This window comes from Tessaracoccus lubricantis (genome assembly GCF_039544535.1).
Lineage (GTDB): Bacteria > Actinomycetota > Actinomycetes > Propionibacteriales > Propionibacteriaceae > Arachnia > Arachnia lubricantis.
This window is the reverse complement of the sequence record NZ_BAABLV010000046.1, coordinates 1-20,893: the sequence shown is the minus strand read 5'-3', so window position 1 is coordinate 20,893 and position 20,893 is coordinate 1. Positions and strand designations below refer to the sequence as shown.

Genomic DNA, 20,893 nt, shown 5'->3' with positions numbered 1-20,893 from the left:
GGCACCGCGGCACGCGCGGTGCCAGAGGTCGGGCTAGCCCGCGAGGAGTCCCAGCGCCTGCAGCATCGGCACGAACTTCGCAGCGGTCTCCGCCAGTTCCGATTCGGGGGAGGAGTCCGCCACGATGCCGGCGCCGGCGAACAGTTGGATCTGGTTCGGGGTCTCGGGGCGCACCTGGCCGCCGCGCAGCGCGATGGCCCACTCGCCGTCGCCCTGCGTGTCCACCCAGCCGACCGGGCCGGCGTAGCGGCTGCGGTCGAGGGATTCGAGCTCTGAGATGACGTCGAGCGCCAGGTGCGTCGGCGTGCCGCACACCGCCGCGCTGGGGTGCAGGGCAGCGGCGAGCGTCAGTGCGCTGGCGTCGCCGTCGACCACGCCGGTGATGTCGGTGGCCAGGTGCATGACGTTGGGCAGCTTCAGCACCGACGGCGCCTCGGGCACGTTCATCGCGTTGCAGTAGGGCGCCAGCGCCTGTGCCACGGATTCGACGGCGAACTCATGCTCGGAGACGTCCTTGCGGGAGCCCGCGAGGCGGGTGGCGAGCCGCAACGGGTCTGCCGCCTCGTCGTCGCTCCACACCGTGCCCGCGAGCACGCGGGAGGTGACGAGGCCACCCTCGCGCCGCACCAGCAGTTCGGGGGTGGCGCCGATCATGCCGTCGACCAGGTAGGCCCACGTCATGGGGTAGCTGGCCATGAGTTCGCGCAGCAGGTGGCGCAGGTCGAGCGGCTCCTCGGCGCGGGCGATGAGGTCTCTGGCGAGGACCACCTTGTGCACGTCGCCGCGGCGGATGAGGTCGACGACCTTGCCGACCTTCGCGGTCCAGACGTCCTCGGCCATGGAGCCGCCGACGGTGGTGAGGCCCTTCGGCACGCGGACAGGCTCGCCGACGGCGGGCAGCGCCGCGTCGACCCGGGCGGGCCCGAGCTTGGTGATCCAGGCGAGCCCGCCCCGGCGGCCGATCACGACCTCGGGGACGGTCAGGACTGAGCGTTCCTCCGAGCGGTCCGGGTCGAAGGTGAAGGTGCCCACGGCGATGGGGCCGGTGCCGAACTCGCCGAGCATCTCGGAGTCGTGGTCGATCTGGTCGGAGATCTCGTCCCACCAGACGTCGGCGGCCTCCAGCCGGTCGGTCTCGAAGCGGGCGACCTCGCCCAACCCGACGAAGCCCTCGCCCCGGCGCAGGAACGCCGTCGACGGGCCGGACTCGGGGAGGAATCTCTCCAGGGGCCCGGGGTCCTCGATCGCGACAGTCGTCGCACGCATCCGAGCGCTCCCGAAGTCCAGAATCACCTACGCGAGCATAGTCGCCGGTGCGCCACGGGGCCATTCAGCCCTGAATTGCGGACGGGGCCGAGCCCCGTAATTACACAAGCTCGGCGTGACCAAATAGTGCCGTCAACCCCCGATTGGCTACGTCTGGCGCTGTGAACCGCTTGGTTGGCCGAAATCCTTCCCCAGCCCTAGACTGACCCGGTAATCACCGTCGTAGTCGACAGGAGTGTGTATGTCGTTCGCCAGCTCTGGCACGGCCCGCCCCACCCAGGAGTCCGACGTCATCGTCGTCGGCGCCGGACCGGGCGGATCAGCGACAGCCACCTACCTCGCGAGGCACGGGCTCAGCGTCACCCTGCTCGAGAAGTCGCACTTCCCGCGGGAGAAGGTCTGCGGTGACGGCCTCACCCCCCGCGCCACCCGCGCGCTGACCCGGCTGGGCATCGACACCTCCGAAGAGGCCGGCTGGATCCACAACAAGGGCCTCCGCGTGCACGGCGGCCACGTGAAGCCGTTCGAGCTGCTGTGGCCTGACCTCACCGACTTCCCGCCCTACGGCGTGCAGCGCCCCCGCTCCGACTTCGACGACATGCTCGCCAGGCACGCCGTCGCGGCCGGCGCCGAACTGGTCGAGGGCGCCAACGTGACCAACGCGGTGCTCGACGACCGCACCGGGCGCATCACCGGCGTCGAGACCAAGGACGGCCGCATCTTCAAGGCCCCGTACGTGGTGGCCGCCGACGGCAACTCCGCCCGCCTGGCCATCTCGATGGGCCTCAACAAGATCGACAGCCGCCCCATGGGCGTGGCCGTTCGCACGTACTACAAGAGCCCGCTCAGCGACGACGAGTTCCTCGAGTCGCACCTGCAGCTGTGGGACGGCGAGCCCGGCAAGTCGACGCTGCTGCCCGGCTACGGCTGGATCTTCCCGATGGGCGACGGCACCTGCAACGTCGGCCTCGGCGTGCTCAGCACCTCGAAGGGCTTCGGCCAGACCAACTACCGCGACCTGCTGAAGCGTTGGCTCGCCGGTACCCCGGAGGAGTGGGGCTACCGCGACGAGAACATGGTGGGCAAGGTGCAGAGCGCAGCGCTGCCGATGGCCTTCAACCGCCAGCCGCACTACGGCCGGGGCTTGGTGCTGGTGGGCGACGCCGGTGGCATGGTCAGCCCGTTCAACGGTGAGGGCATCGCCTACGCCATGGAGGCGGGCGAACTCGCCGCGCAGGCCCTGGCCGAGGCGAAGTCCCGCGGCGTCGGCACGGCATCCGCCGAGCGCGCCATGCAGGCGTACCCCGCCGCACTCAAGGACAGCCTCGGTGGCTACTATCGCCTCGGAATGATCTTCACCAAACTCATCGGCGACCCGCGGATCATGTACATCTGCACCCGGTACGGTCTGCCCCGGCCCATGTTGATGCGCTTCGTGATGAAGCTGCTGGCCAACCTCACCGACGCCCGCGACGGCGACGCGATGGACCGGATCATCAACACCTTGTGCAAGGTCGCTCCGTCGGCGTGATCGGAAGGAAAGAAGGATGAACCCCTATATCCCCATCGTCGGCATGGTGCTGCTCGCCACCGTGTTCGTCGTGGTCTCCATGGGGCTGAGCCTGGTCGTCGGGCCGGCTCGCTACAACCGTGCGAAGTACGACAGCTACGAGTGCGGCATCCAGCCGACGCCGCAGCCGATCGGCGGCGGCCGGTTCCCGGTCAAGTACTACATCACGGCGATGATGTTCATCGTGTTCGACATCGAGGTCGTGTTCCTGCTCCCGTGGGCGGTCGCCTACAACCAGCTCAGCATGTTCGCGATCATCGCCATGATCGTGTTCATCGTGCTGTTCTTCATCCCTTACGTCTATGTCCTGCGCCGCAACGGCCTCGACTGGGAATGATCGGAGATAAGCAATGGGTATCGAAGACAAGATTCCTAGCGGCATCCTGCTGACCACGTTCGAAGGCATCTTCGGGTGGGTCCGCAAGGCCTCGTTCTGGCCCGCGACGATGGGCTTGGCCTGCTGCGCCATCGAGATGATGGCGTTCGGCACGCCCCGCTACGACGCCGGCCGGTGGGGCCAGGAGGTCTTCCGCGCGTCCCCCCGCCAGGCGGACCTGATGATCGTGTCGGGCCGGGTGTCGCAGAAGATGGCCCCCGTCATCCGCCAGGTCTACGACCAGATGCCCAACCCCAAGTGGGTCATCTCCATGGGTGCCTGTGCCTCGTCCGGCGGCATGTTCAACAACTACGCGATCGTGCAGGGCTGTGACCACTTCCTGCCCGTCGACATGTACATCCCCGGCTGCCCGCCCCGCCCCGACATGCTGATCGAGGGCATGTTCAAGCTGCGCGAGAAGGTGCAGAAGTACCCGATGGGCGCCAACATGGTGCGCCACGTCGAGGACACCGAGCAGGCCGCCCTCGCGGCCCCGGCGAAGGTCGAGATGAAGGGCCTCATGCGATGAGCGACGACCTCACCCCCGAGGAGAACCTGCCGGCCACCTCGGGCCTCCCGGCCCAGCAGCCCGTCTTCACCAGCAAGGCGGGCATGTGGTCGCGCGGCGCCGGTGACACCTCTGGCTACGGCGGCCTCCGCCGTGACCTGAGCATGCCCGGCCGCACCGAGCCGCCCTTCGACGACGCCTCCGACGCCGTCCACGGCCGTGCGCTGGAACTGCTGTCGGAGGAACTGGGCGGCGCCCGCTTCCTGTTCGACCGCGGCGAACTCACCATCTACGTGCCGCGCGAGCACCTGGCCACCGTCGCCAGGACGTTCCGCGACGACGCCTTCCTGCGCTTCGAGGTGTGCGTGTCGGTCTCCGGCGTGCACTACCCGAACGAGAAGGGTGCCGAACTGCACTCGGTGTACCACCTGTTGAGCTACACCCACAACCGCCGCGTCCGCCTCGAGGTCACGTGCCCGGAGGAGGATCCCCACATCCCGTCGGTGGTGGCCACCTACCCGATGGCCGACTACCACGAGCGCGAGACGTGGGACATGTTCGGCATCATCTTCGACGACCACCCGTCGCTCACGCGCATCCTCATGCCGGACGACTGGAAGGGCCACCCGCAGCGCAAGGACTACCCGCTGGGTGGCGTCGACGTCGAGTACAAGGGCGCGAAGGTGCCCGCTCCCGACAACCGGAGGACCTACTCGTGACCCAGACCCACGCAACCACCGAGGACATCTTCGCCGGCAGCGGTGACGAGAAGATCGACCGGGTCTACCTGGCCCAGGGCGGCGACTGGACCGACATCGCGGCCGAGCAGGCCGAGCGCGGCGACGAGACCATCGTCGTCAACATGGGCCCCCAGCACCCGTCGACGCACGGCGTGCTGCGCCTGATCCTCGAGATGGACGGCGAGACCGTCAAGTCCATCCGCCCCGGCATCGGCTTCCTGCACACCGGCATCGAGAAGAACATGGAGTACAAGACGTGGACCCAAGGCGTGACCTACGTCACGCGCATGGACTACGTCGCCCCGCTGTTCAACGAGGCCGTCTACTGCCTGGCCGTCGAGAAGCTGCTCGGCATCACCGACGACATCCCCGAGCGCGCCAACGTCATCCGCGTGCTGATGATGGAGCTCAACCGCATCGCCTCGCACCTGGTCGCCATGGGCACCGGTGGCATGGAGATCGGCGCGCTCACCGTGATGACCATCGCGTTCCGCGAGCGCGAGATGATCCTGGACTTCTTCGAGGCCATCTCCGGCCTGCGCATGAACCACGCGTTCATCCGCCCCGGCGGCGTCGCCAACGACCTGCCCGAGGACGGCATCAGCCACCTGCGCACCATCGTCGACTGGCTGAAGAAGCACCTGCCGGAGTACGCGGCGTTCTGCAACGAGAACCCCATCTTCATCGGCCGCCAGTCCGGCGTCGGTGTCATGGACCTCACCGCCGCCACCATGATGGGCATGTCCGGCCCACCGCTGCGCGCCACCGGCTATGCCTGGGACCTGCGCAAGACGCAGCCCTACTGCGGCTACGAGACCTACGACTTCGACGTGGTCACCTGGGATTCGGATGACTGCTACGGCCGCTTCCGCATCCGCCTGCAGGAGTGCTGGGAGTCGCTGAAGATCGTCGAGCAGTGCATCGAGCGCCTCGAGCGCACGCAGGGCCAGCCCGTGATGGTCGCAGACCAGAAGATCGCCTGGCCCGCGCAGCTGTCGGTGGGTGCCGACGGCCAGGGCAACAGCAACGAGCACATCAAGCACATCATGGGCGAGTCCATGGAAGCGCTCATCCACCACTTCAAGATCGTGACCGAGGGTTTCAGGGTTCCGGTGGGCCAGGTGTACCAGGCCATCGAATCCCCCAAGGGCGAACTCGCGTGCCACGTCGTCTCAGACGGCGGGACCCGCCCCTACCGGGTGCACTTCCGCGACCCGGGATTCAACCACCTGCAGGCGATTCCGATGATGTGCGAGGGCGGCATGATGTCCGACGTCGTCGTCGCCATCGCCAGCCTCGACCCCGTCCTTGGAGGTGTGGACCGATGAGCGGCCACTTTGCCAGCCACTTCCCCGATTCCGGTTCGGTGGATTACACCGACCAGTCGAGCAACATCGACGACACCACGATCGGTGAACTCCGCGAACTCGCCGCCCGGTACCCGCAGCCGCGGTCCGCGCTGCTGCCGATGCTGCACCTGGTGCAGTCCGTCGACGGCCGCATCAGCCCCCGCGGCATCGAGGTCTGCGCCGACGTGCTGGGCATCAGCACCGCGCAGGTCTCCGGCGTGGCCACCTTCTACACCATGTACAAGCGCCGCCCGGCCGGCAAGCAGCACGTCGGTGTGTGCACCACCGCGCTGTGCGCCGTGATGGGTGGCGACATCCTGCTGGACCGCGCCAAGAAGAAGCTCGGCATCGACGAGGGCGAGACCACGCCCGACGGCCAGATCTCGCTGGAGCGCCTCGAGTGCAACGCGGCGTGCGACTTCGCCCCCGTGATGATGGTCAACTGGGAGTTCTTCGACAACATGACGCCGGAGAAGGCCGACGACCTGCTGGAGAAGCTGGCCAACGACGAGGAGGTCGTCTCGTCGCGTGGCGCGACGATCACCTCGTGGCGTGAGGCCGAGCGCGTGCTCGCCGGCTTCCCCGACGGCCGCGCCGACGAGGGCCCCTCGGCCGGCCCCGCGTCGCTCGCCGGCCGCGAGATCGCCCGCGAGAACAACTGGAAGGCCCCGGCCGCTGACGCGAAGCCGGCGGCTGCCGAGCAGGAGGCCGCACGGTGACCGATCTGCTGACCCCCGTCCTCAGCGAACAGTGGGGCGAGCCGAACTCCTGGAAGTTGGCCCGCTACGAAGCCACTGGCGGCTACCGCGCGATGCGCACGGCGCTCACGATGCAGCCGGTGGACCTGGTCAACCTGGTCAAGGACGCCAACCTCCGCGGCCGCGGCGGCGCGGGCTTCCCGACGGGCATGAAGTGGTCCTTCGTGCCGCAGGACAACCCCAACCCGAAGTACCTCGTCGTCAACGCCGACGAGTCGGAGCCGGGCACCTGCAAGGACATCCCGCTGATGATGGCCACGCCCCACACGCTGGTGGAGGGCATCATCGTGTCGGCCTACGCCATCAACTGCCACACCGCGTTCATCTACTGTCGCGGTGAGGTGCTGCACGTGATCCGCCGCCTGCAGCAGGCGGTGCGTGAGGCCTATGCGGCCGGCTACCTGGGCAAGAACATCCTCGGCACCGGCTACGACCTCGACATCATCGTGCACGCCGGCGCCGGTGCCTACATCTGCGGTGAGGAGACGGCGCTGCTCGACTCGCTCGAGGGCCGACGCGGCCAGCCGCGCCTGCGCCCGCCGTTCCCCGCCGTCGCCGGCCTGTACGCCTCGCCCACGGTGGTCAACAACGTCGAGTCGATCTCCTCGGTGCCGGCCATCGTCAACCACGGCGCCGAATGGTTCCAGTCGATGGGCACGGAGAAGTCGAAGGGCTTCACGTTGTACTCGCTGTCCGGCCACATCAAGACCCCCGGCCAGTTCGAGGCGCCGATGGGCGTCACCCTGCGCGAGCTGATCGAGCTCGGCGGCGGCATGCGCGACGGCCACGAGCTGAAGTTCTTCACCCCGGGCGGTTCCTCGACCCCGATCCTGACCCCCGAGCACCTCGACCTCCCGATGGACTACGAGGGCATGGCGGCGGCGGGCTCGATGCTGGGCACCAAGGCCCTGCAGATCTTCGACGACACCACGTCGGTGGTGCGCACCACGCTGCGCTTCGTCGAGTTCTACAAGCACGAGAGCTGCGGCAAGTGCACCCCGTGCCGTGAGGGCACCTGGTGGCTCGTCCAGCTCTTGATGAAGTTCGAGGCCGGCACCGCCATGGAGGGCGACGTCGACAAGCTCCTCGACATCTGTGACAACATCGGCGGCCGCTCGTTCTGCGCGCTCGCCGACGGTGCGGTCGCCGCCGTCACCTCGGCGGTGCGGCACTTCCGCTCCGAGTTCGAGGCGGGCTACCACACGCCCGCCTGGGAGCTGTTCCCCTACGAGAAGAGCGCACTGTTCGCCGCGGAAGGAGACGTGCGATGACCGTCGACGCCAAGCAGACCTCGGCTGAGGTGGCGCCGAAGCCCGACATGGTCACGCTGACCATCGACGGCACGGAGGTGAGCGTCCCGAAGGGCACGCTGATCATCCGGGCCGCCGAGATGATCGGCACCGCCATCCCGCGCTTCTGCGACCACCCGCTGCTCGACCCGGTCGGCGCCTGTCGCCAGTGCATGGTCGACATCCCCGACGCCGGCAACGGCCGCGGGTTCCCCAAGCCGCAGGCCTCCTGCACCATGCCGGTGGCCGAGGGCATGAAGGTCAACACCCAGCTCACCTCGCCCGTCGCCGAGAAGGCGCAGCGGGGCATGCTGGAGTTCCTCCTCATCAACCACCCGCTGGACTGCCCCATCTGCGACAAGGGCGGCGAGTGCCCCCTGCAGAACCAGGCGCTGGCCAACGGCCCGGGGGAGAGCCGCTTCACCGAACTGAAGCGCACGTTCCCGAAGCCGGTCAGCATCTCCGCGCAGATCCTCCTCGACCGCGAGCGCTGCGTGCTGTGCGCGCGCTGCACCCGCTTCTCCGAGCAGATCTCGGGTGACCCGTTCATCGCGCTGGTCGAGCGCGGCGCGCTGCAGCAGGTCGGCACCTACGAGCAGGACCCGTACGACTCGTACTTCTCCGGCAACGTCGTTCAGATCTGCCCCGTGGGCGCGCTGACGTCGGCGGCCTACCGCTTCCAGGCCCGCCCGTTCGACCTCGTGTCACGGACCACCACCTGTGAGCACTGCGCCTCCGGCTGCGAGCTGCGCACGGACCAGCGTCACCATCAGGTCAAGCGCCGCCTCGCGGGCGACAAGCCCGACGTGAACGAGGAGTGGAGCTGCGACAAGGGCCGCTTCGGCTTCATGTACAGCCGCGGCGACGATCGCATCACCCGCCCGCTGGTGCGCCGCGGGGGAGTGCTGGAGCCCGCCTCGTGGCCCGAGGCCATCGACGCGGCGGTGCAGGGCCTCCGCGCGGCCGGCGCCTCCGTGGGCGTGCAGACCGGCGGCCGCCTGACCGTGGAGGGCGCCTACGCCTACGGCAAGTTCGCCCGTGCGGTGCTCGGCACCAACAACGTCGACTTCCGCTCCCGTCCCTCCTCCACGGAGGAGTCCGACTTCCTGGCCGCGCATGTAGCCGGCCGCGGGGTCGAGGAGTCGGTCACCTACGCAGACCTCGAGGCCGCCAAGCACGTCGTGCTGGTCAGCTTCGAGCCTGAGGACGAGTCGCCGATCGTGTTCCTGCGCCTGCGCAAGGCCGTGCGCAAGGGTGGCCTGAAGGTCACCACCATCGCGCCGTTCCTGTCGCGCGGTTCCGACAAGATGTCGGCGACGCTGGTGCCCACCGCCCCCGGCGGCGAGGCCGAGGCGCTTCACTCCCTCGCAGACCTCGACGCCGGCTCGATCATCCTCGTGGGTGAGCGCGCCGCCGTGTTGCCGGGCGTGCTCAGCGCCGCCGCAGCGAAGGCCGACGCCACCGGCGCCCGCCTCGCCTGGATCCCGCGCCGCGCCGGCGACGTCGGCGCCGTCGACGCCGGCTGCCTCCCGGGTCTGCTGCCCGGTGGCCGTCCCGTCGCCGACGCGGCCGCCCGCGTCGACGTGGCGTCGCACTGGGGCGTGCCGACACTGCCTGCCGAGGCCGGCCTGTCGGCCACGGAGCAGTTCAGGGCGCTGGCCGCCGGCACGCTCAAGGCCGTCGTCATCGCGGGCGTCGACCCGTACGACCTCGGAAACCCCGCCGCCGCGCTGGCCGGCCTCGAGGCCGCAGACTTCGTCGTGTCCATCGAGCAGCGCGCCAGCGCCGTCACCGAGCGCGCGAACGTGGTCTTCCCCGCAGCCCTCCTCGAGGAGCAGGCCGGTCACTTCCTGAACTGGGAGCACCGCCACGGCCGCGTCAACACCATCATCAAGCAGCCCGTCTCGCCGATGACCGACATCCGCATCCTCGCGGCCCTGTCCGACGCACTCGGCTCCGACCTCGGGTTCCGCGCACCGGGCCAGGCGTACACCGACTTCTCGGAGCTCGGTGCCTGGGACGGCGCCCGACCCGCAGCCCCCGCCGTCGAGGCGGTGCCGGCCCAGGGTGAGCTGGTCGTCGCCGGCTGGCGCGAACTGCTCGACGCCTCACAGGGCAACGACTACGAGCTGGCGCTGCGTGCCACCGCACGCCCCGCCGTCGCCCGCGTCTCCACCGCCACCGCGGAGCGCCTCGGCCTGACCGAGGTCGCCACCGTCGAGGCGGAGGGCAGCAGCCTCGTGCTGCCGGTCGACATCGTCCCGGGCATGGTCGACGACGTCGTCTGGGTGCCCGTCAACCCCGGCCTGGGTGAGCGCCTCGTCGCCGCACCCGGTTCGCCGGTCCGCGTCACGCCGGTCACCGTCGTGGAAGGAGCAGAGGCATGAACATCTTCCTGAACGACCCCTGGTGGTTGATCCTCATCAAGGTGGTGGCGCTGTTCGTCGTCCTCCTGGTCTGGACGATCTTCAACGTGTGGTACGAGCGGCGCCTCGTCGGCAAGATGCAGCACCGCCTCGGCCCCATCATGAACGGCCCCTTCGGCCTCGGCCAGGCGCTGGCGGACGGCATGAAGGCGCTCATCAAGGAGGACTTCCGCCCGAAGAACGCCGACAAGTGGCTGTTCAACCTCGCGCCCGTCCTCACCGCCGTGGCAGCCTTCACCTGCTGGACGGTCATCCCGTTCGGCGGCCAGGTGACGATCTTCGGCGTGGAGACGCGCCTCCAGCTCACCGACCTGCCCGTGGCTGCTGTGTTCATCCTGGCCTCGGCCTCGATCGGCATCTACGGCATCGTGCTGGCCGGCTGGGCGGGCAACTCCACCTACTCGTTCCTCGGCTCGATCCGCTCGACGGCGCAGATGATCTCCTACGAGATCTCGATGGGCCTGTCGATGGTGGCGGTCTTCCTGATGGCCGGCTCCATGTCGACCTCGCAGATCGTGGAGTCGCAGCGGATCCCGCTGCAGCTCGTGGTGCCGTTCACCGACATCGTGCTGCCGCTGGGCCTGCAGACCTGGTACTTCCTGCTGCTGATCCCGTCGTTCATCATCTACGCGATCGCGATGGTCGGCGAGACCAACCGTGCACCGTTCGACCTGCCCGAGTGTGAGTCCGAGCTGGTCTCCGGCTACCTCACCGAGTACTCCGGCTTCCGCTACGCGCTGTACTTCTTGGCGGAGTACATCAACATGGCCACGGTCTCGGCAGTCTGCACGACGCTGTTCCTGGGCGGCTACCTGCCGTTCTGGCCGCTGAACAACATCGAGTTCTTCAACAACCCGTGGTTCGGGCCCATCTTCTTCATGCTGAAGGTCCAGTTCCTGATCTCGGTGTTCGTGTGGCTGCGCGGCACGCTCCCGCGCCTGCGCTACGACCAGTTCATGGGCCTCGGTTGGAAGGCCCTGATCGAGATCTCGCTGATCTGGATCATCGTGGTCGCGCTGGTGGCCAACACGCAGTACCGCAACGCCACCCTCGGTCTCGGACTCGCGCTGCTGATCGTCCTGTGGTGGCTGTTCGGTGGCAAGCACCCGGTCGCCGAGACGCCGGAGCAACGCCCCGTCGTCGAGGAGGTCTACGACCCGTTCGCAGGCGGCTACCCGGTGCCGCCGATGCCAGGGCAGATGCTGCCCGAGCTGGCAGGCGTCGTTCGCGGACCCGCGCAGGACCAGACCCCGGCAGAGGTCACCGCAGAAGGGAAGGAAGCCTGATGGGCATCTTCGATCCGTGGGCCGGCTTCGGCGTCACGCTCAACACGATCTTCCGCAAGACGTTCACGCAGTCGTACCCCCACAAGAAGGGCGCGGAGAAGGTCACGATGCCGCGCTTCCACGGCCGGCACCAGCTCAACCGCTGGCCCGACGGCCTGGAGAAGTGCGTCGGCTGTGAGCTGTGTGCGTGGGCGTGCCCCGCGGACGCGATCTACGTGGAGGGCGCCGACAACACCGACGACGCCCGCTACTCGCCCGGCGAACGCTACGGCCACGTGTACCAGATCAACTACCTGCGGTGCATCTTCTGCGGACTGTGCATCGAGGCGTGCCCCACCCGGGCGCTCACGATGACCAACGAGTTCAAGATCTCCGACGACACGCGCCTGAAGCTGATCTACGAGAAGGAAGACCTCCTCGCGCCGCTGCTCAGTGGCATGGAGCAGCCTCCGCACCCCCGTCGACTCGGTGACGACGAGAAGGACTACTTCCTGGGCCTGCCCGCGACGGGCACGCCCGACACCCGCACCGGCTCGACGATTTCAGGAGCGGCCAAATGACCCCCATGATCCCGCTGGTGACCGCCGGTGAGGTCGCATTCTGGGTGTGCGCCCCCGTCGCGGTGGTCTGCGCCCTGATCTTCCTGCTGGCGCGCAAGCCCATCTACTCGGCCATCGCCATGGCCGGTGTCATGGTCTCGCTCGCGGTGCTCTACGCCGCGCAGGACGCGCCCTTCCTGTTCGTCATCCAGATCGTCGTCTACACCGGCGCGATCCTGATGATGTTCCTCTTCGTCGTGATGCTCATCGGCATCGACTCGCTCGACTCGGTCGTCGAGACGCTGAAGGGCCACCGCATCGCCGCCTCGCTGGTGGCGCTGGGCTTCGGCATCCTGCTGATCGCCGCCGTCGGCCAGTTCACCCTGGGTGGCCAGCCGGCCGGCCTGGCGGAGGCCAACGCGGAGTACGGCGGCAACATCCCGTCGCTGGCGAACAAGCTGTTCGGCGAGTACGTGTTCCTCTTCGAGGCCAGTGCGGCGCTGCTCATCACCGCTGCGGTGGGTGCGATGGTGCTCGCGCACGGCGAGCGACTCACGAAGAAGCTCACGCAGGTCGAGTCGATGGAACTGCGCAAGCTCGCCTACGCCGAGACGGGGGAGCACCCCGGCCCGCTGCCGAACTCGGGCGTCTTCGCGCGGCACAACGCCATCTCGGTCCCCGCGCTGCTGCCGGACGGGTCGATCGCGGAGAAGTCGGTGTCCCAGACGCTCACCATGCGTGGCGTGGTGGTCGACGTCGACGAGCTGCGCGCACCCACCTCGTCGGCCTACCAGGCGCTCGAGGGTCGTACCGCTGAGATCGAAGGAGACGACGAATGAGCCCCGAGGGTTACCTGATCCTCTCGGCGATCCTGTTCGCGATCGGCATCGCAGGCTTCCTGCTGCGCCGCAACGCCATCATCGCCTTCCTGAGCATCGAACTGATGCTCAACGCCACGAACCTCGCATTCGTCGCATTCGCCCGATTCCACGGCAACCTCGACGGCATCGTCGCGGCCTTCTTCGTGATGGTCGTCGCAGCCGCCGAGGTGGTGGTCGGCCTGGCGATCATCGTCGCCGTGTACCGGTCCCGCCGTTCGGCCTCGGTCGACGACGCCAACCTGATGAAGCTGTAAGGGGACAAGCAGCGTGCAACTCCTAGAAACCGTCTCCGCCCTCTCGAGCACCGGACTCATGGTCTGGCTGCTCGTGGCCATCCCGCTGGCCTCGGCCGCGTTCCTGCTGCTCGCAGGCAAGGCGACCAATACCTGGGGCCACCTGCTCGGCACCCTGGCGCCGATCGCGTCGTTCGCCATCGGCGTGGTGCTGTTCCTGCAGCTCCTCGGCGCGTCGGCCGACGACCGGGTCATCAACGTCCAGCTGTACGAGTGGATCGCCACCGGCAACTGGTCGATCGGCCTCGGCTTCCTCGTCGACCAGCTGTCGATCCTGTTCGTCCTGTTGGTCACCGGCGTGGGTTCGCTGATCCACGTCTACTCGATCGGCTACATGGCCCACGACGAGCGCCGTCGTCGCTTCTTCGCCTACCTGAACCTGTTCATCGCCGCGATGCTGATCCTGGTGCTGGCCGACAACTACCTGGTGCTGTTCCTCGGCTGGGAGGGCGTGGGCCTGGCGTCCTACCTGCTCATCAGCTTCTGGGCGCACCGCAACTCCGCGTCGGCCGCAGGCAACAAGGCCTTCATCGTCAACCGCGTCGGCGACCTCGGCCTGTCGATGGCCATCTTCTCGATGCTGGCCATGTTCGGTTCGGTCCGCTTCGACGACGTCAACGCGGGCGTGGCCAGCCTCAGCCCGGTGTGGGTCACCCTGATCGGCTTCTTCCTGCTGCTGGGCGCCTGTGGCAAGTCGGCCCAGGTGCCGCTGCAGTCCTGGCTGCTGGACGCGATGGAGGGCCCCACTCCGGTGTCGGCCCTCATTCACGCCGCCACCATGGTCACCGCCGGCGTCTACCTCGTCGTGCGTTCGCACGTGATCTACGAGGCCGCGCCGATCGCGTCGACGGCCGTGGCCATCGTCGGCACGGTGACGCTGCTGGCCGGTGCGTGGATCGGTACGTCGAAGGACGACATCAAGAAGGTCCTCGCGGGCTCCACGATGTCGCAGATCGGCTACATGATGCTGGCCGCGGGCCTCGGGCCGGTCGGTGCGTCGTTCGCGATCTTCCACCTGATCACCCACGGCTTCTTCAAGGCCAACATGTTCCTCGGCGCCGGCTCCGTGATGCACGGCATGGACGACGACGTGAACATGCGCCGCTACGGCGCGCTGGCCGGCCCCATGAAGGTCACCTTCCTGACCTTCGGGATCGGCTACCTGGCCATCATCGGCTTCCCGTTCCTCTCGGGCTTCTACTCGAAGGACCACATCATCGAGGCCGCCTTCCACGAGAACGTCGTCTACGGCGTGCTGGCCCTGATCGGCGCCGGCGTCACCGCGTACTACATGACGCGACTGATGATGATGACGTTCTTCGGGCGCAAGCGTTGGGAGGAGGGCGTCCACCCGCATGAGTCGCCCGCCGTCATGACGGTGCCGCTGATCGTGCTGGCCGTCCTGTCCGTCGTCGCCGGCCTGCTCATGAACGGCTGGATCCAGGACTGGCTGGCGCCGGCCACCGGCCAGGAGCCGCACAACACGCCGCTGATCCACTTCACCACCGTCGGCATCGCCACGCTGGCCGTGGTCGTCGTCGGCGTGGCGATCGGGTGGTTCCTGCACAAGGGTGACATCCCGCGTGAGGCGCCGGAGACGAGGAACCCGCTGGTGCACGCCGGCCGCAACGACCTCTACGGCGACGCCTTCAACGAGCACGCGATCATCCGCCCCACCAAGGGCCTGACCGCCGGCCTCGGAGCCTTCGACCGCGGCGTCGCCGACGGCGCGGTGATGGGCTCGGCGTCGGTCGCCACGGGTGCCGGCGAATGGTTCCGCAAACTGCAGAACGGCTACGTCCGCAGCTACGGGCTGACCGCAGGTGTGGGTCTGCTGGCCCTCGCCGTCGTCGTCGTCATCGGGCAGCTGGGCTAAGGAGTAACTGAGAAATGACACTGGCATTCCCGCTCTTGACGGTCCTTGCCCTCGTCCCGATCGTCGGCGCCATCGTGCTGTTCTTCGTGAAGGGCCACGTCGGCAAGCTCGTCGGCTACGGCTTCGCGCTGACCACGCTCGTGCTGGGCGTCCTGGCGTTCATCCTGCACTCGCAGGAGGCGGTGCTGGCCGAGGAGGTCTCCTGGATCCCCGCGATCGGCGCCCACTACGCACTGGACCTCGACGGCATGGGCGCGATCCTCGTGCTGATGACCGTCCTCATCGTGCCCGCGGTGCTGCTCGCCGAGTGGCACACCGGTGACGAGCCAGGCGCCCGGTGGGGTGGCTCCACGTTCTTCGCGCTCGCGCTGCTGCTGCAGGGGTTCGCGCTGTACGTGTTCATGGCCTCCGACATCCTGCTGTTCTACGTGGCCTTCGAGGCCACGCTGATCCCGACGTACTTCCTCATCGGCGGCTACGGGCGGGCACGTCGCAGCGCCGCTGCCATCAAGTTCCTGATCTACTCCCTGGCCGGTGGCCTGGTCATGCTGGTCGCGGTCGCGGGCGTCTACGCCGTCACCGCCGGTGCCGGCTCGCCGAGCTTCCTGATCGCGGACCTGGTCGGGCTCGACATCGACACGAACCTGGGTCGTTGGCTGTTCGCCGGCTTCTTCTTCGCGTTCGCGGTGAAGGCCCCGCTGGCAGGCCTGCACACCTGGCTGCCGGATTCGGCGGAGCAGGCCACGCCCGGCACGTCGACGCTGCTCGTGGGCATCCTCGACAAGATCGGCACCTTCGGCATGATCAAGATCTGCCTCCAGGCCTTCCCGGAGGCCAGCCAGTGGGCGACCCCGGTGATCCTGATCTGGGCCATCGTGTCGATGCTCTACGGCGCGCTCATGGCGTTCGGCGCCAAGGACCTCCTGCGCCTGGTGTCCTACACGTCGATCAGCCACTTCGGCCTGATGGTCTTCGGCATCTTCGCGCTGACCAGCCAGTCGATGAGCGGCTCGATCTTCTACATGCTCAACCACGGCCTGTCGACGGCCGCGCTGTTCCTCGTCGTCGGGTTCATGATGCGACGCCGTGGCTCGGCGGACATCGACGCCTTCGGCGGCGTGCAGAAGGTGGCCCCGGTGCTCGCCGGCGTCCTCCTGATGTCGGGCCTGTCGGCCCTGTCGCTGCCGGGCTTCGGCAACTTCGTCGCCGAGTTCCTGGTGCTCGCCGGCTCGTGGCAGCGTTACCCCGTCCACATCGCGTTCCTGGTGCTGGCCATGGTGCTGGCGGCCGTGTACGTGCTGCGGATGTACAAGACCACGATGACGGGCCCGGTGACCGAGCAGGTCGCCACCCACGTCACGACAGATCTCACGCTCCGCGAGAAGGCCGTCGTCGCGCCGCTCATCGCCCTGCTCCTGGTGTTCGGTTTCCTCCCGAAGCCGGTGCTGGCGGTGGCGGACGATGCGGCACAGGCCACGATGGCCACGGTCGGCGTGACTGATCCCGCCCCGCAGGCTGAGGAAGGCAACTGATGATCAACCTCCTGGAGACGCCGATCCCCGCTCCCTCGCTGGAGTGGATGCTGTTGGCGCCGCTGTTCATCCTGCTGGGCGTCGGTTCCCTCGGCATCCTGCTGGAGGGGTTCGTGCCCCGTCACCTGCGCCACACCGTGCAGGCGGGGCTGGCCGCCATCGGCATCCTCGCCGCGCTGGGCGTCACGGTCCTCAACTGGATCCAGGAGACGCCGTCGCTGGCGGCCATGGGGCTGCTCGCGATCGACGGCCCTGCGTACGTCTTCTGGTCGCTGTTGCTGGTCGTCGGCCTGGCGGGCGTCGCGCTCTTCGCCGAGCGCCGCGTCGGCGGCGGGGTGTCGTCGTTCGCGTCGTCGGCCGCCACCGTGCCGGGCTCGCCGCTCGAGCGTGAGGCGGACCGCCTCCGTCGCGAGCACACCGAGGTCTTCCCGTTGCTGGTGTTCGCGCTGTTCGGCATGATGCTGTTCGCCTCGACCAACAACCTGCTCGTGCTGTTCGTCGCCGTCGAGATCTTCTCGCTGCCGCTGTACCTGCTCACCGGCATGGCCCGCCGCCGTCGCCTGCTGAGCCAGGAGGGTGCGCTGAAGTACTTCCTGCTCGGCTCGGTCGCCTCGGCGATCATGCTCTACGGCATCGCGCTGCTCTACGGCTACTCCGGCTCGCTGCGCCTTGCCGGCGTCGCCGACGCCATCGGCGCCGGCGCCGGCTCGGAATGGCTGCTGCTCGGCGGCATGCTGCTCACCTCCGTGGGCCTGCTGTTCAAGATCGGTGCCGTCCCGTTCCACGCGTGGACGCCCGACGCCTACATGGGAGCCCCGAGCCCGGTCACCGGCTTCATGGCGATCGCCACGAAGACCGCGGCGGTCGCGGCCCTGCTGCGCGTCTACTACGTCGCCATGGGCGGCCTGGCCTGGGACTGGCAGCTGCTGTTCTCCGTCGTGGCCGTCGTCACGATGCTGGTGGGCGCCACCGCGGCGCTCGCCCAGACCGACATCAAGCGCCTGCTGGCGTACTCGTCGATCGCCCACGCGGGCTTCATCCTCGTCGGTGTGGTCGGCGCGGTGCAGGCCGGCGAGAACGTCTCCGTCGCCTCGGTTGCCTCCGTCGCGTTCTACCTGCTGACCTACGGAGTCGCCACGCTCGGTGCGTTCGCCATCGTCATGATGGTGCGCCGCGCCGGTGGCGAGGCCAACGGCCTCGAGTCCTGGCGCGGGCTGGGCAGGCGCAGCCCGTTCATCGCCGTCCTCATGACGCTGTTCATGCTGAGCTTCGCCGGCATCCCGCTCACGGCGGGCTTCGTCGGCAAGCTGGCCGTGTTCGCCTCGGCGTGGGAGGGCGGCTACGGCTGGCTCGTCCTGGTCGCCGTGGTGATGAGCGTCATCGCCGCCTTCTTCTACCTCAAGGTCGTCGTGGCCATGTGGTTCCAGGAGGCCGACGAGGAGACGGTGGGAGTCGTCGAGTCGCCGTCCATCGCCACCTGGGTCGTGCTGGCGATCTCTGCCGCGGCTACGCTGGTCCTCGGCCTGGTGCCTGGCGGTCTGCTCGACCTCATCGCCGGCGCCTCGCAGTTCATCCGCTGACCCAAGGAGAGACACAGTGGGCAACGCCCCGCTCGACGCACACCTGACCGCGCTCCTCGACGAATTCGAGGAGCGTCTGGTCGAGAGTGCGGTCGCCAGCTCGCCGTTCGTGACCGAAGCTGCCCGCCACATCATCGCGGCGGGCGGCAAGCGGTTCCGTCCGGCGCTGGTGTTCCTCTCGTCCCAGTTCGGGTCAGGCACTGACCACGACGACCTCATGCGGGCCGCCATGGTCATGGAGCTCACCCACGTGGCGAGCCTCTACCACGACGACGTCATGGACGTCGCCGACCTGCGCCGCGGCGCGCCGTCGGCCAACCGGCTGTGGGGCAACTCGGTGGCGATCCTCGTGGGCGACTTCCTGTTCGCCCGTGCGTCGACCACCGTCGCCGAGCTCGGCGTCGACTACGTCATGCTGCAGGCCGAGACGTTCTCGCGCCTGGTGCAGGGCCAGATCGCCGAGACGAAGGGCCCGGGGGAGGGCGACGACCCGTTGGCCCACTACATCCAGGTGATCGCGGACAAGACCGGCTCGTTGATCGCCGCGTCCGCCCGGTTCGGCGGCATGGTTTCCGGTGCCACCGACGAGGTGCTCACCGCCCTGGCGAACTTCGGTGAGGAGATCGGACTGGTGTTCCAGCTCTCGGACGACCTCATCGACATCACCTCCACCAGCACGGGGAAGACGCCCGGCACCGACCTGCGCGAGGGCGTCCCGACGCTCCCCGTGCTGATGCTGCGGGCCGAGCACAACCCGGCCGACGCGGATCTGCTGGCGATGATCGACGGCGACCTCAGCTCCGACGAGGCGCTCGAGGCCGCGCTCACTGCCCTGCAGGCGCACCCCGTGATGGCCCGCGCGAAGGCCGAGGTCGAGCGCCACGCCGAGATCGCGCGCGCCCACCTCGCCCCGCTGCCCGAGGGCGAGGCCAAGGACGCACTGCTTCAGGTCTGCACGGACCTCGTCGAGCGCAGCTCCTAGCCGTCGTGACCGGTCCCTGAGCCGGGCGCCCAGCGCCCGGTCGAAGGGCCCTGGGCCTTCTGACTTGCTGCTGTTGCGACGGTCTTCGCGCTCGCGGTGGGCGCAGCCCAGGCGCTTGGCCCTTCGCCGCTGACGGGCTTCCCCGGCCGTGGCGCTAGAGTGAGGCGATCCTGAACCCCCCACCCGTTGGAGTGATGCCCTGTGGTGTTGCGCGCGCCCGGAATGCCGCTGATCCTGGTGACCGCCGTGGTCGCCTTCGCGGGCTTCGCGGTGCTCCTGCCCGTCTCGCCCCTCTGGGCGGTGGAGGGCGGAGCGGCGGAGTTCGGCTCGGGCATGACCACCACCATCCTCATGGCGACGACGGTACTGACGCAGTTGCAGGTCAACCGCTGGCTTCTCCGGTGGGGCTGGACACGGACGCTCAGCCTCGGGCTGTTGGCGCTCGGTGTACCCGCGGCACTGCAGGCGATCAGCCCCAACCTCTGGGCCGTGCTTGCCACGAACGCCGTGCGCGGCATCGGCTTCGGCATCATCTCGGTCTGCGGCGCCACGGCGGTCGCCCTCCTCACACCGCCGGAAGCTCGCGGACGGGGGCTGGGCCTCTACGGCCTGGCGGTGTCCATCCCGCAGCTCGCCCTGATGACGGTGGCGCCGCTGCTGGTCGACGCACTGGGCCTTCAGGGGACGCTCATGCTCGGCCTGCTGCCCGTGGCAGCGTTGCTCTGGGTGACGCCTCTGGGCCGCCAGATCGAGAGGCAGACCGCGGCCGACCGGGCCTCCTCGGCGCGGCGTGCACCGCTGCTGCGTGTGCTCGCCCTCATGTGGATGCCGGTGGCGGCGCTGCTGCTGGTGACGGCCTCCGGTGGCGCCATGCTCACCTTCGCCCCGCAGCTGGCCAGCGAGACAGCGGTGGCCATGACCATCCTGATGGCCGTGACCGGGCTGGCCGCCGTCGGCCGCTGGCTGGCGGGCACGCTCAGCGACCGCTTCGGCACGAAGCCGTTCATCTGGTCCCTGCTGGGCATCGCGGCCCTCGGCGTGGCGGCGGTGGCGGCCGCGCTGCGTTCGGAGCGGCCAGCGTGGTTGATCGCCGGCGCAGCCCTGCTGGGGCTGGCCTATGGTGCGATCCAGACGGTGACCCTGGTGCGGGCCTTCGTCGACGCCGGCGAGGAGAACAGGGCGTCGGCCTCGGTCCTGTGGAACGTCGGGTTCGACGTCGGCACCGGTGTGGGTGCCATGGCCATCGGCGCGCTGGCCGGCGGCTTCGGGTTCCCCCAAGCCTTCGTCGTCACGGCCGTGACGGTCGGCGTCGCAGCGGTCGTGGTCGCGGTGCGCGGGCGCACCTCCTGAATGCAGGCGCGCCTGTAGGCCTCATCCCGGTTGGTGATGGGGCTGGCGTGGGGTGTCGGGGGTTCAGCCGGCGAGGCAGGTGAGGCCGGTGAGGGGGTCGTGGGGGTTGAGCCAGGTGGTGTGGTGGGGGTATGTGTCCCAGGCGGGGTCGTGGGGTGGGGGATCGGTGTAGGGCTTGATGGGTGGTGCCGTGGGTGGGGGTGGGTCGACGGATTGAGGGGTGTGGAGGCGGGTGGTGCCTTGGTTGTTGACGAGGAATTGGTAGCCGGAGCGGTAGGTCCAGTGGAAGAGG

The 20,893-nt window shown here is 68.7% G+C and carries 19 protein-coding genes; 17 read left to right on the top strand and 2 right to left on the bottom strand.

Annotated features, from left to right (window positions below):
• Window positions 1–33: 33 nt before the first annotated feature.
• A complete protein-coding gene (locus ABEA30_RS15140) occupies window positions 34–1,266 on the bottom strand; it encodes an isochorismate synthase (protein ID WP_345584330.1) in 1,233 nt (410 codons plus the stop codon).
• A gap of 241 nt (window positions 1,267–1,507) precedes the next feature.
• On the opposite strand from ABEA30_RS15140, the gene ABEA30_RS15135 reads away from it, so the two are divergent.
• The 17 genes from ABEA30_RS15135 to ABEA30_RS15055 all read left to right on the top strand — a co-directional run bounded on the left by ABEA30_RS15135 (window position 1,508) and on the right by ABEA30_RS15055 (window position 20,601).
• The gene (locus ABEA30_RS15135; protein ID WP_345584328.1) at window positions 1,508–2,797 is read left to right on the top strand and encodes a geranylgeranyl reductase family protein; all 1,290 of its coding nucleotides are present in this window, start codon (window positions 1,508–1,510) and stop codon (window positions 2,795–2,797) included.
• Window positions 2,798–2,813: 16 nt separating this feature from the next.
• Complete coding sequence (locus ABEA30_RS15130; protein ID WP_345584327.1) at window positions 2,814–3,173, top strand: NADH-quinone oxidoreductase subunit A; 360 nt, start codon at window positions 2,814–2,816, stop codon at window positions 3,171–3,173.
• A gap of 13 nt (window positions 3,174–3,186) precedes the next feature.
• On the top strand, window positions 3,187–3,741 hold the full coding sequence (locus tag ABEA30_RS15125) for an NADH-quinone oxidoreductase subunit B (RefSeq protein WP_345584325.1): 555 nt from the start codon (window positions 3,187–3,189) through the stop codon (window positions 3,739–3,741).
• Entirely contained in the window at window positions 3,738–4,439 is a 702-nt protein-coding gene (locus ABEA30_RS15120) for an NADH-quinone oxidoreductase subunit C (protein WP_345584323.1), read from the top strand. Before ABEA30_RS15125 ends, ABEA30_RS15120 begins: the two co-directional genes overlap by 4 nt.
• Window positions 4,440–4,492: 53 nt before the next feature.
• Entirely contained in the window at window positions 4,493–5,788 is a 1,296-nt protein-coding gene (locus ABEA30_RS15115; protein WP_345584378.1) for an NADH-quinone oxidoreductase subunit D, read from the top strand.
• Entirely contained in the window at window positions 5,785–6,528 is a 744-nt protein-coding gene (gene nuoE, locus ABEA30_RS15110) for an NADH-quinone oxidoreductase subunit NuoE (protein ID WP_345584322.1), read from the top strand. The genes ABEA30_RS15115 and nuoE overlap by 4 nt, the downstream gene beginning before the upstream one ends.
• A complete protein-coding gene (gene nuoF, locus ABEA30_RS15105; protein ID WP_345584320.1) occupies window positions 6,525–7,838 on the top strand; it encodes an NADH-quinone oxidoreductase subunit NuoF in 1,314 nt (437 codons plus the stop codon). The genes nuoE and nuoF overlap by 4 nt, the downstream gene beginning before the upstream one ends.
• A complete protein-coding gene (locus ABEA30_RS15100; protein ID WP_345584318.1) occupies window positions 7,835–10,243 on the top strand; it encodes an NADH-quinone oxidoreductase subunit G in 2,409 nt (802 codons plus the stop codon). Before nuoF ends, ABEA30_RS15100 begins: the two co-directional genes overlap by 4 nt.
• Window positions 10,240–11,568 (top strand): NADH-quinone oxidoreductase subunit NuoH, encoded by a 1,329-nt coding sequence (nuoH, locus tag ABEA30_RS15095; protein ID WP_345584316.1) that lies wholly within the window; start codon window positions 10,240–10,242, stop codon window positions 11,566–11,568. Before ABEA30_RS15100 ends, nuoH begins: the two co-directional genes overlap by 4 nt.
• Window positions 11,568–12,128 carry an NADH-quinone oxidoreductase subunit NuoI gene (gene nuoI / locus ABEA30_RS15090; RefSeq protein WP_345584314.1) on the top strand — a complete coding sequence of 187 codons (561 nt, stop codon included), beginning with the start codon at window positions 11,568–11,570 and terminating at the stop codon, window positions 12,126–12,128. Before nuoH ends, nuoI begins: the two co-directional genes overlap by 1 nt.
• Entirely contained in the window at window positions 12,125–12,946 is an 822-nt protein-coding gene (locus ABEA30_RS15085; protein ID WP_345584312.1) for an NADH-quinone oxidoreductase subunit J, read from the top strand. Before nuoI ends, ABEA30_RS15085 begins: the two co-directional genes overlap by 4 nt.
• On the top strand, window positions 12,943–13,242 hold the full coding sequence (gene nuoK, locus ABEA30_RS15080; RefSeq protein WP_345584310.1) for an NADH-quinone oxidoreductase subunit NuoK: 300 nt from the start codon (window positions 12,943–12,945) through the stop codon (window positions 13,240–13,242). The genes ABEA30_RS15085 and nuoK overlap by 4 nt, the downstream gene beginning before the upstream one ends.
• Before the next feature lie 58 nt (window positions 13,243–13,300).
• Window positions 13,301–15,157, top strand: coding sequence for an NADH-quinone oxidoreductase subunit L (gene nuoL, locus ABEA30_RS15075; RefSeq protein ID WP_345584376.1), 1,857 nt, complete (start codon window positions 13,301–13,303; stop codon window positions 15,155–15,157).
• Window positions 15,158–15,177: 20 nt separating this feature from the next.
• Window positions 15,178–16,689, top strand: coding sequence for an NADH-quinone oxidoreductase subunit M (locus tag ABEA30_RS15070; RefSeq protein ID WP_345584374.1), 1,512 nt, complete (start codon window positions 15,178–15,180; stop codon window positions 16,687–16,689).
• A complete protein-coding gene (gene nuoN / locus ABEA30_RS15065) occupies window positions 16,689–18,269 on the top strand; it encodes an NADH-quinone oxidoreductase subunit NuoN (RefSeq protein ID WP_345584308.1) in 1,581 nt (526 codons plus the stop codon). Before ABEA30_RS15070 ends, nuoN begins: the two co-directional genes overlap by 1 nt.
• 16 nt (window positions 18,270–18,285) lie before the next feature.
• Window positions 18,286–19,251, top strand: a complete 966-nt coding sequence (locus tag ABEA30_RS15060; RefSeq protein ID WP_386085675.1) for a polyprenyl synthetase family protein — start codon at window positions 18,286–18,288, stop codon at window positions 19,249–19,251.
• Between the two features lie 204 nt (window positions 19,252–19,455).
• On the top strand, window positions 19,456–20,601 hold the full coding sequence (locus ABEA30_RS15055; RefSeq protein WP_345584306.1) for an MFS transporter: 1,146 nt from the start codon (window positions 19,456–19,458) through the stop codon (window positions 20,599–20,601).
• A 63-nt stretch (window positions 20,602–20,664) separates the two neighbouring features.
• Here ABEA30_RS15055 and ABEA30_RS15050 read toward each other — a convergent pair.
• Window positions 20,665–20,893: hypothetical protein (locus tag ABEA30_RS15050; protein WP_345584304.1), on the bottom strand; the 229-nt coding region annotated here is incomplete at its 5' end.

Bases quoted from the DNA above. Each gene is read 5' to 3' on its own strand.
- ABEA30_RS15130 (WP_345584327.1), top strand. From the start codon at position 2,814: ATGAACCCCTATATCCCCATCGTCGGCATGGTGCTGCTCGCCACCGTG.
- nuoN (WP_345584308.1), top strand. From the start codon at position 16,689: ATGATCAACCTCCTGGAGACGCCGATCCCCGCTCCCTCGCTGGAGTGG.
- nuoL (WP_345584376.1), top strand. From the start codon at position 13,301: ATGGTCTGGCTGCTCGTGGCCATCCCGCTGGCCTCGGCCGCGTTCCTG.
- nuoK (WP_345584310.1), top strand. From the start codon at position 12,943: ATGAGCCCCGAGGGTTACCTGATCCTCTCGGCGATCCTGTTCGCGATC.
- nuoH (WP_345584316.1), top strand. From the start codon at position 10,240: ATGAACATCTTCCTGAACGACCCCTGGTGGTTGATCCTCATCAAGGTG.
- ABEA30_RS15140 (WP_345584330.1), bottom strand. From the start codon at position 1,266: ATGCGTGCGACGACTGTCGCGATCGAGGACCCCGGGCCCCTGGAGAGA.
- ABEA30_RS15085 (WP_345584312.1), top strand. From the start codon at position 12,125: ATGACCCCCATGATCCCGCTGGTGACCGCCGGTGAGGTCGCATTCTGG.
- ABEA30_RS15100 (WP_345584318.1), top strand. From the start codon at position 7,835: ATGACCGTCGACGCCAAGCAGACCTCGGCTGAGGTGGCGCCGAAGCCC.
- ABEA30_RS15135 (WP_345584328.1), top strand. From the start codon at position 1,508: ATGTCGTTCGCCAGCTCTGGCACGGCCCGCCCCACCCAGGAGTCCGAC.
- nuoI (WP_345584314.1), top strand. From the start codon at position 11,568: ATGGGCATCTTCGATCCGTGGGCCGGCTTCGGCGTCACGCTCAACACG.
- nuoE (WP_345584322.1), top strand. From the start codon at position 5,785: ATGAGCGGCCACTTTGCCAGCCACTTCCCCGATTCCGGTTCGGTGGAT.
- ABEA30_RS15125 (WP_345584325.1), top strand. From the start codon at position 3,187: ATGGGTATCGAAGACAAGATTCCTAGCGGCATCCTGCTGACCACGTTC.
- ABEA30_RS15120 (WP_345584323.1), top strand. From the start codon at position 3,738: ATGAGCGACGACCTCACCCCCGAGGAGAACCTGCCGGCCACCTCGGGC.